We start from the raw sequence: 15,315 nt of genomic DNA on the forward strand, positions 1-15,315 counted from the left end.
CTTGGGTGCAAGATGCCAACGCCCTACAAAGACGACCACCGCCAACAAATCACCCCCCTACCCCCTAATCCCCCGCATCTTCCACCGATACGCCAACTGCGGCCGCGTAATCCCCAACAACCTCGCCGCCTGGCTCATATTCCCGTTGGCGCGCTGCATGGCTGCCTCCATCAGCACCGTCTCCACATCGCCCAGCGCAAGCTGCTGCTCAGCCATATGATCGAGCAAGCCATGCACGGCGGCCTCCCGCAGCTCAGGCAAGGTACCCCTGACCCCCAGCCGCGGCGCGGTGTCCATGGCAGGCGGCGCGCTGGTCGGCAGGAACAGGTGGTCCGGCCCCCCGTTGCTGGCCAGGATCACGCCACGCTCGATCACGTTCTCCAGCTCACGCACATTGCCCGGCCAGTCGTAGCGGCGCAGCTCGGCTAGCGCGCGGTCGGTGATGCCGACGATCTTCTTGCCGTGGCGCGCGCCGTAGCGGGCCACGAAGCGTTCCGCCAGCAGGCGGATATCGTCGAGCCGCTCGCGCAGCGGCGGGATGGTGACGGGGTAGACGTTGAGCCGGTAATACAAGTCCTTGCGGAAGGTGCCTTGCTTCACGGCCTCGGCCAGGTCCACGTTGGTGGCCGCCACCAGCCGCACGTCCACCTTGCGCGGCTCGGTGCCGCCCACGCGCTCCACCTCGCCCTCCTGCAGCACGCGCAGGAGCTTGGACTGCGCCGACGCCGACAGCTCGCCCAGCTCATCCAGGAACAGGGTGCCGCCGTGCGCCCGCTCGAAGCGGCCCTGACGCGACTGGTGCGCGCCCGTGAAGGCACCCTTCTCCACGCCGAACAGCTCGGCCTCGATCAGTTCATCGGGAATCGCGGCGCAATTGACCGCGATGAACGGCTTGTCGGCCCTGGCGCTCACGCCATGCAACGCTTGCGCAAAGCGCTCCTTGCCAACGCCGGTCTCCCCCAGCAGCAGCACCGTGACACTGCTCCCGGCGGCGCGCTGCAGCAGGCCCCAGGCGGCGCGGAACTCGGGCGAGCAGCCCACCAGGTCGGCTGGCTTGTCGGTGCTGCGCTGCAGGGCGCGCAGGTGCTCGACCTCGCTTTGCAATTCCAGGATGGTCTCGATCACCGGGTCAGGCTGGTAGAGCGCCAGCACCTCGGCGCCGTCTTCCCACGCCTCTAGCGGCTTGCCGACGATGCGGCAGTGGTCAAAGCCGCAGGCAATGCACTCAACCTCGCGATAAAGGATGGTGCGGCCCATCAGGGCCGAGGTGTAGCCGGTGGCGTAGCCGATCTGCATCCAGCAGGCAGGCGCGTCGACGATGCCGAACAACTGCCTGTGCACATCCCCCTCGAAGGAGTCTTCCCACAGGAATTCGCCATCGTAGATGCCGGCGGCGATATCGATATCCACCTTGACCGGCGTCACCCGCACCACGCCTTCGATGGTGTGCAGGCAAGGCCCGATCTCGAGCAGGCCGAAGTCGCTGTCGCCCGGGCGCAGCTTCTTGGCCAGCTCCGCGTCGCGCATGCCCGAATGAAAGCCCATGCGCATGAACAGGCCCCGCGCGCGCTCCATGCCTAGGGTATCCACCAACTCCTTGCGCAAGGCCCCGAGCGCGGCGGTATGGAGCAGGATCATGCGCTGCTCGTCCAGCCAGATCGAACCCTCCTCCATGGCAAAGCGCAGGCGCCGCGCGAGATGCGCCAGGCCGTCGCGCATGGTGGCCGAAAACTTGTCGGTTGAACTACTCATTGTCTCCTCTCTTGGCGGCCAGGAAATCCTCGGCGCGCGTGCTTTTCCTGGCACTGCATGCACATTATGTGCCATCCACGCCCTGCGGCGACATTGCGCCTGTCATGCCGGCGCAATGTCGCCTATGCTTTCCTTGACAGGGATCCCCGGGGCTATTGCACCGCACCACAAACTATGGAAAAAATTGCCTTTGTCTTTGCAGGGGGCGGCAGCCTCGGCGCCATCGAGGCTGGCATGCTGCGCGAGCTGGTGGCGTGGGGTATCAAGCCCGACATGGTAATCGGCGCCTCGGCCGGCGCCATCAACGGCGCCTATTACGCCTGCAACCCGCATGTGGCTGGCACCAACCAGCTGGAGACGCTTTGGCGCGGCTTGCGCCGGGCCGAGGTGATGCCGTGGTCGTGGCGCAGCTTGTTTGGCATGCTGCGCGGACAGCGCGCCCACCTGGTCGACTCCGCCGCGCTGCAGCGCCTGCTTTCGCGCCATTTCGGCGATATGGCGCTGGAACGCGCCGAATTGCCGCTGTACGTGGTGGCCACCGATATGGCAACCGGCGCGGAGGTGGTGTTGTCCTCCGGCAGCCTGGTCCAGTCGGTGCTGGCCAGCGCAGCCATCCCGGGCGTGTTTCCGCCGGTGGCACTGGGCGGGCGGCAGCTGATCGATGGCGGCGTGGCCAACAACACGCCGGTGTCCACCGCCATCCGCCTGGGCGCCACGCGCGTGGTGGTGCTGCCGGCAGGCTTTGCCTGCGCCCGGCGGCGCGAGCCGCGCGGGCCCATCGACCATGCCTTCAACGCGCTGTCGCTGCTGGTGGCGCGCCAGCTGGTGCAGGACCTGGAGCGCTGGGCCGATCACGCGCACATCTCGGTCGTCCCGCCGCTGTGCCCGCTCGACGTCTCCCCCTACGACTACACCCAGTGCGGCACGCTGATCGACCGTGCCGCCGCGGCCACGCTGGCCTGGCTCAACGCCGGCGGACTCGACAGCCGGCACATCCCCGGCGCGCTATCCCCGCATTCGCACGACGAAGCCAACCCGAGCTGCGACTACGACCCGCACCAGGCACACCCCGCGCACGGATCCGACAACACGCATCAACCCCACGCCGGCCACACGCACGCTTCCGTCCCGCCGTAAGCCGGCTTCGGCATTGGCGAATTGCGTGGCCGGCCGATCCAGCGAATGATGCGGGACAACCTCTCTCAGGATGGCAAGCACATGAGCGCAATTCTCGACGGCATCAAGGTACTCGACCTGACGCGGGTGGTAGCCGGCCCATGGGCCACGCAGAACCTGGCCGACATGGGTGCCACCGTCTACAAGATCGAGAAGCCCGGTGATGGCGACGACACCCGCAAGATGGGCCCGTTCCTCACTGACGCGCAGGGCGCAGTCACCAACGACTCCGCCTTCTACCTCGCCTGCAACCGCGGCAAGCAGTCGCTCACCATCGATATCTCCCAGCCCGAGGGCGCCGAGCTGGTGCGCCAGCTGGCCGCCCGCTGCGACGTGGTGGTGGAGAACTACAAGGCCGGCAGCCTGAAGAAATACGGCCTCGACTACGAATCCATCCGCGCGGTGCGCCCCGATGTGATCTATTGCTCGGTCACCGGCTTCGGCCCCGATGGCCCCTACGCGGCCCGCCCGGCCTACGACTTCATCCTGCAAGGCATGGCCGGCCTGATGAGCACCTGCGGCCAGCCGGACGGCAGCCCAGGCGGCGAGCCGATGCGCACCGCCATCCCCATCACCGACATCCTCACCGGCCTGTACGCCACCGTCTCCCTGCTCGGCGCGCTCTACCACCGCCAGGCCACCGGGGAAGGCCAGTACATCGACGCCGCCATGCTCGATGCCTCGGTCGCCGTCAACGGCCACCTGGCGCTGGGCTACCAGATGACGGGCAAGCTGCCGCGGCGCGCCGGCAACAGCAACCCGGTCGCCGCGCCATCCGAAGTCTTTGCCTGCCGCGACGGCCACCTGATCATTGCTTCCGGCAACAACGGCCAGTTCGCCGCGCTATGCAAGCTGCTCGGCATCCCCGAGCTCGCCGCCGACCCGCGTTACGTGCAGAACGCCAACCGGGTTGCCAACCGCGATACGCTGCGCGAGACGATTGCCGAGCGCGTGGCGACCTGGAGTGCGGCGGACTTGCTGGCATCGCTGGAACGCGCCGGCGTGCCCGGCGGCCCGATCAACGAGCTCGACGAAGTGTTCGAGGATGCGCAGGTGAAGCATCGGGGCTTGCTGGTGCAACTGCCGCACGGGCGCGGCGTGGATGCGCCGAGCCTGCGCAGCCCGATGCGGTTCTCTGCCACACCCGTGGTGATGCGCTGCCCGCCGATGCTGGGCGAGCATACGGATACCGCCCTGCGGGCGGAACTGGGCTTGAGTGATGGGGATGTCGCGGGCTTGCGGGAGCGGGGAATCCTGTAGCTGGCCATTCGGTTGACCGCCCGGTTGACCGCACGGTTGACCGCTCTGCTGGCTGCCTTGCGTGCGGCGCGCAACGCTCGGAATTGACGCGCCCGGGGAACGGGTACATCCTCTGGACATACTCTTCCCATCAGCGGAGCAAGCCATGACCTCTAACGAATTCGCATCGTTCAAGGCACACTTGTCCATGTTGCTGCGCGACCTTCCGGTCGGGACCACGGCGGACCTCAGCGACGTGGCCGTGGCGGCGTATTGGGACGGCACGCGGATCGTCGGCACCTACCTGCGCGACGGCGGGCACCTGGACGAAGCCTTCGACTTCGACGAAAACGCCTGGGAAAACTGGCACGACGACTTCATCGGCTGGCTGGCCACGCCGAGTTTCACGCAGCGCGATGAGCTGAGGGCTTCGCTGGCGGGTGCAGGCTGACGGCCATCGCGCTCGCGGCATGGGAAGGCGCCGCCCCGGAGGATCGGCGCCACTGCCTCGCCACTGCCTCGCCACTGCCTCGCCACCATCGCGTCACGAGAACGTCCGGCGCGTACCTTACTTCGGCTGTGATACCACCCGCAGGTACGGCTTGAGCGTCTTGAAACCCTGTGGGTATTTCTTCTTGGCGTCGTCGTCGGAGACCGAGGTGGGGATGATCACGTCTTCGCCCGGTTTCCAGTTCACCGGCGTGGCAACCGTGTGTTTTGCGTTCAGTTGCAGCGAATCCAGCAGCCGCAGCACTTCGTCGAAATTGCGGCCGGCGCTCATCGGATAAACCAGCATCGCCTTGACTTTCTTGTCCGGCCCGATCAGGAACACCGAGCGCACGGTGGCATTGTCCACGGCAGTGCGCGGCCCGCCACTCGCGTTCGGATGGATCATGTCATAGAGCTTTGCGACCGTGAGGTCGACGTCGCCGATCATTGGATAGTTGACGGCGTGGCCCTGCGTTTCCTCGATGTCCTTGACCCACTTCTGGTGGTCGGCGACCGGGTCCACGCTCAGGCCGATGATCTTGGTGTTGCGCCGGTCGAATTCCGGCTTGAGCCGGGCCATATAGCCCAACTCAGTGGTACAGACCGGGGTGAAGTCCTTTGGATGGGAGAACAGGATCGCCCATTTGTCCCCAATCCACTCGTGGAAACTGATTTTCCCTTCCGTGGTATCAGCAGTGAAATCGGGCGCTTCGTCACCGATGCGAATCGACATGTTCAACCTCCATGGGTTTAAGTGGGGGCGAGACAATGACCGGCATGGTAGCGGCTGTCGTCCCGACGCTGCCGTGACTTTCGGCGCGCTAGGCTCAGTATAGTGGGCTGTGACGCTGCGCAAAGGTGGAGACGGGAGGTAATGCAAGCGCGCCCCCAGTACCGTGCGCCGCACGCACGGCAACGGCTCTCGCGTACTTCGCGAATCACCTGCGCCAGCTGGATATTCCGTTGCGGCATGGCGCTAACGATCCAGCGCGCCGCGCACAGCCGCCTCGAACCTGGGATCCAGCACCGCGCCCACATTGAAGCGCGACCACGGCGATGTTGCCTCGGAGTCCACGCGGAAGACGCGCCCCGGGGCGATCACGACTTTCCGCGGCAGCAGCTTCTGCGCCAGCACCAGCGAGTCGTCCACGTTCGGCAGCGCGCCCCACAGGTACAAGCTCTGCTCGGTCCGCGCGAAGACGCGTGCATCCAGCCGGTCGAACAGCGCCAGGGCCTTGCCGGTGGCCTCCGCCAGGCGGGAGCGCAGCTTTGTGATGTAGCGCTGGTAGTGCCCTTCGCTCAGGATCACGTCGACGGTGCGCTCGCAGTACTCCGAGCTGCTCACGTGGATCAGCGCCTTGAGATCGGCGAGATCGCTTGCCAGGTCGGCGCCGCAGGCAATGAATCCCACCCGCAACGCCGCGGAGAAGGATTTGGAGAAGCTGCCGATATAGAGGGTCCGCTCGAGCTGGTCCAGCGCCGCGAGCCGGGGCAGCGTGGTGGGCTTGAAATCCGCCAGCGCATCGTTTTCCACCAGCAGCAGGTCGAACTTCTGTGGGATTGTGCGCGACGGACTGGGTGAAGAACAGGCGCGGCCGCTCCTGGATCAGCAACTGCTCCAGCGCCTCCAGGTCAGGCCCATCGGCAAGGCGCGGCACACCGACGATCCTGACGCCAGCCAGCTTGAGCTTGCCGAACAGCGGGTAGTAGCCGGGATCGTCGACCAGGACCGTCGCGCCAGCCGGCAGGAAATACCGTATCACCAGGTCGATGGCATCGTTGGCGCCGTGTGTCAGCACGATCTGCCGGGGATCGGCGCCGATGCCAAGGTCGCCCAGCTTGCGCACCAGGTGGTCACGCAGGGGGCCGTAGCCGAAGCGATTGCCGTAGCGGAACAAGGCACCCAGGCCGGTGCGCACCACCTTGTGGTGGTACTTGTCCAGGCGCGCCTCCGATAGCCACGCCACCGGCGGAAACCCATCGCCCACCGCCAGCACGTCCGGGCTGCTCTTCAGTTGCTCGCGCATCAGCCAGACGATGTCCATGGCGCGCCGCAGCGAGCCGGCATCTTCGTCCCGCGGCGCTTTGGCCGGCCGCTCGAGCACGAAGTAGCCGGAGCCACGCCGGGGTTCCACCAGCGCGCGCGCCACCAGGATCTCGAACGCGGCGAGCTTGTCGCCGGTGCGGTAGGCGCCTTCGACAATCTGCCGCTCGATGGAATCGGCCAGCGCAGTGGCAATCGAGGGGGATCTGGGGAGGGGGATCTGGGGTTCGTCATCGGCTAGTGCTCCGGAAGGCTGGATCAAACTGTCCCGCCCAACTGTACCTTTTTATACTGGTACAGTGTACCTAGACTGTCTCCATTCCAAACCCATTCACGGAGACACCGATGGTGACCGATTCGCGCCTGCCCAACTTCCGCGCCATGACGCCCGCCCAGCGCCTGGCCTACCTGGGCGACGCCGCCGCCTTGTCGGCGCAAGATATCCGGCTCGTGGCCGAGCCCGGCGCCCTGAGCGTCGAACTCGCCAACGGCATGATCGAGAATGTGATCGGCACGTTTGAGCTGCCATTTGGCGTCGCGGGCAACTTCCAGGTCAATGGCCGGGACGTGCTGGTACCGATGGTGGTGGAAGAGCCGTCGGTGGTGGCCGCGGCCTCGTTCATGGCCAAGCTGGCGCGCGAATGCGGCGGCTTCGAGACTTCCAGCACAGGCCCGCTGATGCGGGCGCAGGTGCAGGTCCTGAGCGTCACGGACCCTTATGGCGCCCGCCAGGCCTTGCTGAAGCAGCGCGAGGCGATCCTGGACGTGGCAAACGGCCGCGACAAGGTGCTGATCGGCCTTGGCGGCGGCTGCAAGGACATCGAGGTCCACGTCTTCCCCGATACACCGCGCGGGGCCATGGTCGTGATCCACCTGATCGTGGATGTGCGCGATGCCATGGGCGCCAACACGGTAAACACCATGGCCGAAGCCGTTTCGCCGCTTGTCGAAAAAATCACCGGCGGCGCCGTGCGGCTGCGCATCCTCTCCAACCTGGCCGACCTGCGGCTGGCACGTGCCCGCGTGCGGCTGACGCCGGCGGTGCTCGCCACCAAGGAGCGTAGCGGCGCCGAGATCATCGAGGGCGTGATCGACGCCTATGCCTTCGCCGCCATCGACCCCTACCGGGCCGCCACGCACAACAAGGGCATCATGAATGGCATCGACCCCGTGATCGTGGCGACCGGCAATGACTGGCGCGCGGTCGAGGCCGGCGCCCATGCCTATGCCTGCCGCGGCGGCCGCTATACGTCCCTGACGCACTGGGAGAAAGACACCAGCGGCGCCCTGGTTGGCACCATCGAAATGCCGATGCCGGTGGGCCTGGTCGGGGGCGCCACCAAGACGCATCCGCTGGCGCGGCTGGCGCTGAAGATCCTCGACGTCAAATCTGCCCAAGAGCTCGGCGAGACTGCGGTCGCCGTGGGCCTGGCGCAGAATCTTGGCGCGCTGCGGGCGCTGGCTACCGAGGGCATCCAGCGCGGCCACATGGCGCTGCATGCGCGCAACATCGCGCTGGTGGCCGGCGCCACCGGCGACGAGGTCGACAGCATCGCGAAACGCATGGCCGAGGAGAAAGACGTGCGCACCGACCGGGCCGTGGCGTTGCTGACGGCGCTCAGGAGCCGCTAGGCAGGTAAGCAGATAAGCAGGTAAGCGGCAACGCGCGGCACGGCCGCGGCGAAGGACAAGAACAAGAACCGAAGGACAAGAACAAGAACAAGAACAAGAACTAGAGCTGGCATCGACGCGGGCAAGCCCGCAAGCCCACAAGCACCTGGATGCCAGCCATATCCGGAGACATGCAAATGAAAACACAGCAAGCGCCATCGGCGCGGCGCCTCGTCGAGGTTTGGGGAGATACCGCCGATACCCGGCACCTGGCGTGGTCCATCGCCATCGGGGCCGTGGTCAGCCTGACGGGATTCCTGATCGCCAGCCGCGTGCTCAACGGGCTGGTCAAGACACCAGAGCTGGCGCGTGCCTACGCCATGCTGGCCGGCCTGGCGGGCTGCCTGCTTGCGGGCGTCATCTGCGCCTGCCTGTTCAAGCCTAAACGGGAAGTGATCGAGGGCGAGTCCGGCGACCCGGCCTGGCGCAAGGAAGTACTGGACAAGCTCGCCGAGGAAGCCGGCGGACTCGGCGCCATCGCGGACCTTCCCCCGTCCGTGGTGCGGGAGCTCAAGGAGTTGCAACTCTTCGCGCTCTTCGCAGCGCGCGAGCGCCGCAACGGCGCGCCGCAGCCGGCGGAGGACATGGCGCTGTCCGCGCCCGCCACGCTTACCACGTCTAGCACGCCCGTCAGTCCCCGGTCCAACCTGGCTTGAACGCCTGCCCACGGATATCCAGGATATCGAAGGCTCATCATGATCGAATCTGCACTGCTTACCCACATCCTCATTGCCGCCGGCATGGGGCTGGCCGGCGCCGTCGTCTTTGCGGCGATCGGCCTGATCTCGGGCACCGATGAAACCACCACGCTGGCGCCGCTGACGCTGCTGGTGGTGTTGCTGGGCGTGCCACCCGAGGGGGTGTTCACGTTCTTCCTCGCCGGCGCCGTCGCCAAGCACATGACCCACGCCATCCCGACCGCGCTGCTCGGCATCCCCGGCGACACGATGGCCACGCCGCTGCTGCAGGACGCCAACCACCTGCGCAACCTGGGCGTGCCGCATATCGCGCTGCGCAAGATGATCTCCGGCGCCCTCATCGCGGCGTTCATCGCCGTGCCGCTGGCGGTGCTCTTCGCCGTCCTGCTCGCGCCGTTCGGCGCGGCGATCACCAAGGCCGCGCCGTGGATCTTCGTCGCGGCCGCCGTGCTCATCGCCTACAGTTCGGCCGGCAGGTGGGCTTCGGTGGCCACCCTGGTGCCCTTCGTGGTGGTCATCGTGGCGTTGCAGACGCTGACGGCGAAGTTCGGCGTCAAGCTGAGCATCAGCTATTTCCTGGGCATCGCCATCGGCCCGCTCATTGCCGATCTCTTCTCGTCCATCTCGCCCGTGGATCGCGCGCGCATGCAGCGGGACCGCGTGCGGACGTTCGCGCTGGCACCTGACGTCAAAGGCTGGTCGGGGTACTTCCCCAACCCGTTCAAGGTGCTGGATCGCAGCCAGGTGAAATGGACCGTGGCCACCGCCACCGTGTCGAGCGCGACGTTCGTGTTCAGCCCGGTCGCCATGACCGTGGTCCTCGGCGAGATCGTGGGGGCACGGGTCAAGCACGCTTATCACCGCCTCACCACCGTGCTCAGTGCGCGCAACGGCATCACCGAAGCCACTTACATTGCCGAGGCCCTGATCCCGCTCATCGCCTTCGGCTTGCCGCTCAGCCCGGTTGCGGCCGGCCCCGCCGCGCCGCTGTTCAATGCGCCGCCCGTCTACACCGTGGACGCCGGCGCCGGCCAGACCCACAACCTGCACAACCTGCTCAACCACTGGGAGTTCCTGGGCTATGGGCTGCTGGCCGTGCTGCTAGCCGCGCTGGTGTCCTATCCGTTCGCCATGAACTACGCGCGCAGCGCCGCCCTGTTCGTGTCGCGCAAGGTGTCGCATGAGGCCATCATCGCCACCTTCGTCGGCCTGATCCTGGTCATCAGCGTCTGGGAGGGCCAGTTCCTTGGCCTGCTGGTCATCCTGACCATGGGCTTGCTGGGCGGGCTGCTCTCCAGAGCGATCGGGTTCAACACCGGTGTGCAGTTCATGGGCTACTACACCGCCGTGCTGACGGTGCCCGCGCTGCTCAAGCTGATTGGCTAGCCGTGAAGGGCCAAGTCCGCGCGCCGTGACGACGGTTGCCCCCCTTCATTCGACGTGGATGCCGCCCTTGTTCACCACCGCGCCCCACCGCCCGGCCTCTTCCTTGATGGAGGCCTGGAACTGGTCGGGCGTCCCGCCGACCGGATCGATCCCGTACTCGATCAGGCGCGCCCTCACATCCGGCTGGTGCAGCACCGCATCCATCTCGGCCGAGAGCTTCGCCAGCACCGGCTTGGGCGTCCTGGCGGGCGCGATCAGGCCGATCCAGCTGCTGGCCGTCACCGCCGGATAGCCCGCCTCGGCCATGGTCGGCACGTCGGGCGCGGCCGGCCAGCGCGTGGGGCTGGTGATCGCCAGCGCCTTGAGCTTGCCGGCTTTCACCTGCGGCATCATGGTTTGCACGGAATCGAAGATCATCGCCACCTGCCCGGAGAACAGGTCCGGCAGTGCCGGCGACACGCCCTTGTACGGCACGTGGGTCATCTTGATGCCAACCGCTTGCGAGAACAGCTCGCCGGCCAGATGCGCGCCGGAGCCGTTGCCGCTAGAGGCGTAGGTCATCTTGTCGGGATTGGCCTTGCCCCAGGCCACCAGCTCCTTCACGCTGCCGGGCGGCAACTGGGCGCTGGACACCAGCAGCAGCGGGATGCGCCCGATCTGGCTGACGCCCGTCAGGTCCCTGACCGGGTCGTAGCTCATCTTGGGGTAGAGGCTGGGGTTGATGGCATGCGCGGCCACCACCACCAGCAGCGAGTAGCCGTCGGGCGCGGACTTGGCCACGTTGTCGGAGCCGATCATGCCGTTGGCGCCGGGACGGTTCTCCACCACCACCGGCTGGCCCAGGCGCTCGGCCAGCTTTTGCATGACCAGCCGCGTCACGGCGTCGGACACGCCGCCCGGGGTGTAGGGCACCACCACGCGCACGGGCTTTGACGGAAACGGCGCCTGGGCGCGAGCCGTGGCGCCCAGGCCGCAAGCCAGCGCGGTAGCCAGCAGGCATGCGTTCATCCACAGGCCACGGGGGCGCTTCGGTTGCTTGGTTTTGTTCATGTCTCCTCCATCAGGTGGGGATGGCTTCGGTCCGCCGTGGTTGTCTGGCAGCCGATGCCATGGAATGGCAGCTGCTGGCCTACGCCCAGTCTTGCGGCACCGTGAGCGGAAAATCGAGCAGCATTTGCGCGTAGCTCTTGCCGAGCGGGTCGGAGCGCAGGCTGGCCACGCCCCCGCCGCCCAGCGCGCGGTGCAGCAGGAAGTTAAGGGCGTGCAAGCCCGGCACCTCGAAGCATTCCACCTCGCCCTGGACCAGATGCGCGAAATACCCGCGCACCGCGGCCGGGGTGAGCTGCTCACGCAGCAGCGGCAGGTATGACGGCTGGCGGGCGATCACGCCGATGTTCTCGTCGTCGCCCTTGTCGCCGCTGCGCGCGTAGGCCAGCGCGATCAGCGGCACGGTTACGCGCGGCCCGCCGGGAATGCCAGGCGGCGGCGCTGCCGCCAGCGCGGCCGGCGCCGTCAGCTCGCCCGCGACGGCGGCGCAGGCAAGCGCCGCCGTCTGGCCGTCCAGCGCGACCTGCATCCGGACTTCCGCCTTCGGCACCAGGAAAGAGAACACCTTGACCACCGGCTGGATATCCACGCGGCCGGCAAAGGATGAGCGCGTGCCGGCGGCCATCGAGGTGCCCGCCGATGAGCCTTCGCGCTGCAGGAAGCGCAGCGCCTTGGCCTGCGCATGGCGCGCGCCAAGGCGCAGCACCACCTCGCGGGTGGGCAACGCGCGGGCATGCGGGCCATATTGCGACTCGCAGCCGAGCAGTTCCACCACGGTGCCGCTGTAGTCCGCCAAGCCGTTGGCGGCCAGCATGGCGCGAGTGCGCGCCAGTAGCGCGTCGGCGGTGCGGCGGGCCTTGGCGGGCGCGTCGATGCCGCGGATCGCCATCATCAGGCTGAGCTGGTAGCCAGGCATCAGGTAGTTGCCGGGGTCGCCCACCTCGTACAAGACCTGCTCCGCCACGGCGGCGGGATCGACCAGGCCGCCGGTACCCGCGGGCTTGGAGAGCACGAAGCTGCCATCCTCCGCGCAGTCGATCACCGGGTAGCCGATGCGGTCCCAGTCCGGCACGCGCTGCCAGTCGGTAAAGAGGCCACCGGTGGCCTGCGCGCCGCACTCGATCACGTGCCCGGCCAGCGTGCCGGCGGCAAGCCGGTCCCAATCGTGCCATTGCCAGCCAAACTCGTGGGCCAGCGCGCCAACCACCCCGGCGCTGTCCACGCAGCGGCCCGTGATGACGATATCGGCGCCCAGCGCCAGCGCGCGGGCGATGCCTTGCGCGCCGGTATAGGCGTTGGCCGACATCAGCTCCGCGGGCGGCGTGGCGCCGGTGTAGAGATCGGTAAGGCCCGCGGCGCGCCAGCCCTCGAAGGCGGGCAATACGTCGTCGCCGCTGACCACCGCCACCTTGGGCGCCAGCCCTTGCCGCGCGGCGGCGGCCATCACCGCGTCGCGGCAGGCCTGCGGATTGAGGCCGCCGGCATTGGCAATCACGCGGATGCCGCGCGCCAGGATCTGGCCGAGGTGCGGCGCCATCGCGGCCTGCACGAAGTCCGTGGCGTAGCCCAGCGCGGGGTCCTTGGCGCGGGCCCGCGCCAGGATCGACATAGTGGTCTCGGCCAGGTAGTCGTAGACCAGGTATTGCAGGCCGGGAACCTCCAGCAGTTGCGGCGTGGCGATGGCGGAATCGCCCCAGAAGCCGGAGGCGCCGCCTATGCGCACGGTGCGTGCAGGATTGGGGGTGGCGCTGGTGGTGTGCATGCTGGTGGTGTTCATGCTTGCGCGGCTCCGTCCACCTTCACCAGCAAACTACCCGAGCGCGCCTGCCCGCCCTCCCGGGCATGCAGCTCCGCGATCACGCCGTCGAATGGCGCGACGATGGCGTGCTCCATCTTCATGGCCTCCAGCACCACCAGCACCTGGCCCGCCTGCACCGGCTCGCCGGCTGCCGCCTTGACGGCCACGATGCGTGCCGTCAGCGGCGCCAGCAGCTCGCCAGCGCTCCCGGCGTCGCCGGGCTTGCGCATTTTCTGGCGCGGGTCCAGGCGTGCGAAGCGCCATGCGCGGCCCGCGCTGAACAGGTGCACGGCATCGCCCTCGGTGGCGAACACCAGTGGCAACGCCATGCCGTTGCACTCCACCAGCGCACTGCCTTGTTCCGCGTCGGCGCGCAGCACGCGCACGCGGACCACCTCGGCGGACGGGCCCTCACCCTCGTCCCCACCCTCGCGCACCACCACCTCCCAGCCTTGCGCGACCGCCCGCAGGTCTACGCGCCACCGCTGCTCTCCAGCCTGCAAGCCAAGGCTGCAGCCGGGCGCCAGCAGTGCCGGGCGTGCCGATGCCACCAGCAGCCCGGTCCCGGCCAGCGCCGCGCAGGCCACCTGCGCCACGGCAGGCTGAGGCGCCCGCAGCGCCGCCTGCATATGCGCGTCGACAAAACCCGTATGCACCTGATTGGCCGCAAAGGCTTCATGCGCCAGGCAATCGGCAAGGAAGCCCTGGTTGCTGGCCACGCCCAGCAGCACCGTCTGCTCCACCGCGCGCAGCAGCTTGCGGCGTGCTTCCTCGCGGGTGGCGCCATGGGCCACCAGCTTGGCCACCATCGAATCGTAGTGAACGGGAATCTCGCCGCCCTCCTGCAGCGCGTGATCCAGGCGCACATCGTGCTCCGCGCCGGGCGCGCGCCAGCGCAGCACGGGGCCGCCTTGCGGCAGGAAGCCGGCGGCGACGTCCTCGGCGGTCAACCGCACCTCGATGGCGTGGCCGCGCAGCGCTACCTGGTCTTGCGTGACCGGCAATGGCTCGCCGGCCGCCACGCGCAGCTGCCATTCGACCAGGTCAAAGCCGGTGATGGCTTCGGTCACGGCGTGCTCCACCTGCAGGCGCGTGTTCATCTCCATGAAGTAGAAATTGCCGTCGCCATCGAGCAGGAACTCCATGGTGCCGGCACCCACGTAGCCGATGGCCTGCGCGGCGCGCACCGCCGCGCAGCCCATGCGGGCGCGCAGCGCGGGCGATACCGCCGGGGACGGCGCCTCCTCGACCACCTTCTGGTGGCGGCGCTGCACCGAGCAGTCGCGCTCGCCCAGGTGGATCACATGGCCCTGGGTGTCGGCGAAGACCTGGATCTCCACATGGCGCGGCGCGATCACCGCGCGCTCCAGGATCAGTTGGCCGGAGCCGAAGGCGGCCGTGGCCTCGGAGCGGGCGCTGGCCAGCGCGCCGGGCAAGGCATGGGCATCGTGCACCAGGCGCATGCCGCGTCCGCCGCCGCCGGCCGCGGCCTTCACCATCAGTGGAAAGCCGATCGGCGCGGCGGCTTGCAGCAGCGCGGCATCGTCCTGCGCCTCGCCCTGGTAGCCGGGGATGCAGGGCATGTCCGCGGCCAGCATCAGGCGCTTGGCTTCGGCCTTGTTGCCCATGGTGCGGATGGCGGTGGCCGGCGGGCCGACGAAGACCAGGCCCGCCTGCGCCACCGCGTCGGCGAACGCCGCGTTCTCCGCCAGGAAGCCGTAGCCGGGATGCACGGCATCCGCGCCGCTGCTGCGCGCCGCCTCGACGATGGCGGCGATGTTCAGGTAGGACGCGCGCGGCGCGGCGTCGCCGATGCGCACCGCCCGGTCGGCATACGCCACATGCGGGCCATGGCGATCGGCCTCGGAGTAGACCGCCACGGTGGCAAGGCCAAGGCGGCGCGCCGTGCGCATGATGCGCATGGCGATCTCGCCGCGATTGGCGACGAGCAGGGTGTGGAAGGGTCTGCTAGCGGACATGGGGCGTCTCGGGATGCGGAGTATCTGGATACGGTT

Annotated in this window: 11 protein-coding genes and 1 pseudogene; 6 read left to right on the forward strand and 6 right to left on the reverse strand. The window is 68.0% G+C overall.

What is annotated here, in order from left to right:
• Positions 1-57 precede the first annotated feature (57 nt).
• A complete protein-coding gene (gene poxR, locus OR16_RS15085) occupies positions 58-1,752 on the reverse strand; it encodes a phenol degradation transcriptional regulator PoxR (protein ID WP_006158817.1) in 1,695 nt (564 codons plus the stop codon).
• Positions 1,753-1,926: 174 nt separating this feature from the next.
• Between poxR and OR16_RS15090 the strand changes: the two genes are divergently transcribed.
• The 3 genes from OR16_RS15090 (at position 1,927) to OR16_RS15100 (ending at position 4,618) form a co-directional block, all read left to right on the forward strand.
• Positions 1,927-2,889: a patatin-like phospholipase family protein gene (locus OR16_RS15090; RefSeq protein WP_006158818.1), complete on the forward strand. Its 963-nt coding sequence runs from the start codon at positions 1,927-1,929 to the stop codon at positions 2,887-2,889.
• 81 nt (positions 2,890-2,970) lie between these two features.
• Positions 2,971-4,188: a CaiB/BaiF CoA transferase family protein gene (locus tag OR16_RS15095; protein ID WP_043419878.1), complete on the forward strand. Its 1,218-nt coding sequence runs from the start codon at positions 2,971-2,973 to the stop codon at positions 4,186-4,188.
• A gap of 145 nt (positions 4,189-4,333) precedes the next feature.
• Complete coding sequence (locus OR16_RS15100; RefSeq protein WP_006158820.1) at positions 4,334-4,618, forward strand: hypothetical protein; 285 nt, start codon at positions 4,334-4,336, stop codon at positions 4,616-4,618.
• A gap of 117 nt (positions 4,619-4,735) precedes the next feature.
• On the opposite strand, the gene OR16_RS15105 is transcribed toward OR16_RS15100, so the two are convergent.
• Both OR16_RS15105 and OR16_RS15110 read right to left on the reverse strand, forming a co-directional pair.
• A complete protein-coding gene (locus OR16_RS15105) occupies positions 4,736-5,389 on the reverse strand; it encodes a peroxiredoxin (RefSeq protein ID WP_006158821.1) in 654 nt (217 codons plus the stop codon).
• 243 nt (positions 5,390-5,632) lie between these two features.
• Positions 5,633-6,920 (reverse strand): annotated as a pseudogene (locus tag OR16_RS15110) (PLP-dependent aminotransferase family protein).
• 125 nt (positions 6,921-7,045) lie between these two features.
• Here OR16_RS15110 and OR16_RS15115 point away from each other — a divergent pair.
• The 3 genes from OR16_RS15115 to OR16_RS15125 all read left to right on the forward strand — a co-directional run bounded on the left by OR16_RS15115 (position 7,046) and on the right by OR16_RS15125 (position 10,455).
• Positions 7,046-8,332 carry a hydroxymethylglutaryl-CoA reductase, degradative gene (locus OR16_RS15115; RefSeq protein WP_006158823.1) on the forward strand — a complete coding sequence of 429 codons (1,287 nt, stop codon included), beginning with the start codon at positions 7,046-7,048 and terminating at the stop codon, positions 8,330-8,332.
• Positions 8,333-8,508: 176 nt separating this feature from the next.
• A complete protein-coding gene (locus tag OR16_RS15120) occupies positions 8,509-9,027 on the forward strand; it encodes a hypothetical protein (protein ID WP_006158824.1) in 519 nt (172 codons plus the stop codon).
• Positions 9,028-9,066: 39 nt separating this feature from the next.
• Positions 9,067-10,455, forward strand: a complete 1,389-nt coding sequence (locus OR16_RS15125) for a tripartite tricarboxylate transporter permease (protein WP_006158825.1) — start codon at positions 9,067-9,069, stop codon at positions 10,453-10,455.
• 45 nt (positions 10,456-10,500) lie between these two features.
• Here the strand turns inward: OR16_RS15125 and OR16_RS15130 are convergent, their stop codons facing one another.
• The 3 genes from OR16_RS15130 to OR16_RS15140 form a co-directional block, all read right to left on the reverse strand.
• Positions 10,501-11,505, reverse strand: coding sequence for a Bug family tripartite tricarboxylate transporter substrate binding protein (locus OR16_RS15130; protein WP_006158826.1), 1,005 nt, complete (start codon positions 11,503-11,505; stop codon positions 10,501-10,503).
• 79 nt (positions 11,506-11,584) lie between these two features.
• Complete coding sequence (locus OR16_RS15135) at positions 11,585-13,279, reverse strand: acyclic terpene utilization AtuA family protein (RefSeq protein WP_006158827.1); 1,695 nt, start codon at positions 13,277-13,279, stop codon at positions 11,585-11,587.
• Positions 13,276-15,279 carry a biotin carboxylase N-terminal domain-containing protein gene (locus OR16_RS15140; RefSeq protein ID WP_006158828.1) on the reverse strand — a complete coding sequence of 668 codons (2,004 nt, stop codon included), beginning with the start codon at positions 15,277-15,279 and terminating at the stop codon, positions 13,276-13,278. Before OR16_RS15140 ends, OR16_RS15135 begins: the two co-directional genes overlap by 4 nt.
• Between the last annotated feature and the right edge of the window lie 36 nt (positions 15,280-15,315).

The sequence above is a fragment of the Cupriavidus basilensis OR16 genome (assembly GCF_000243095.1).
Classification (GTDB): Bacteria; Pseudomonadota; Gammaproteobacteria; order Burkholderiales; family Burkholderiaceae; genus Cupriavidus; species Cupriavidus basilensis_D.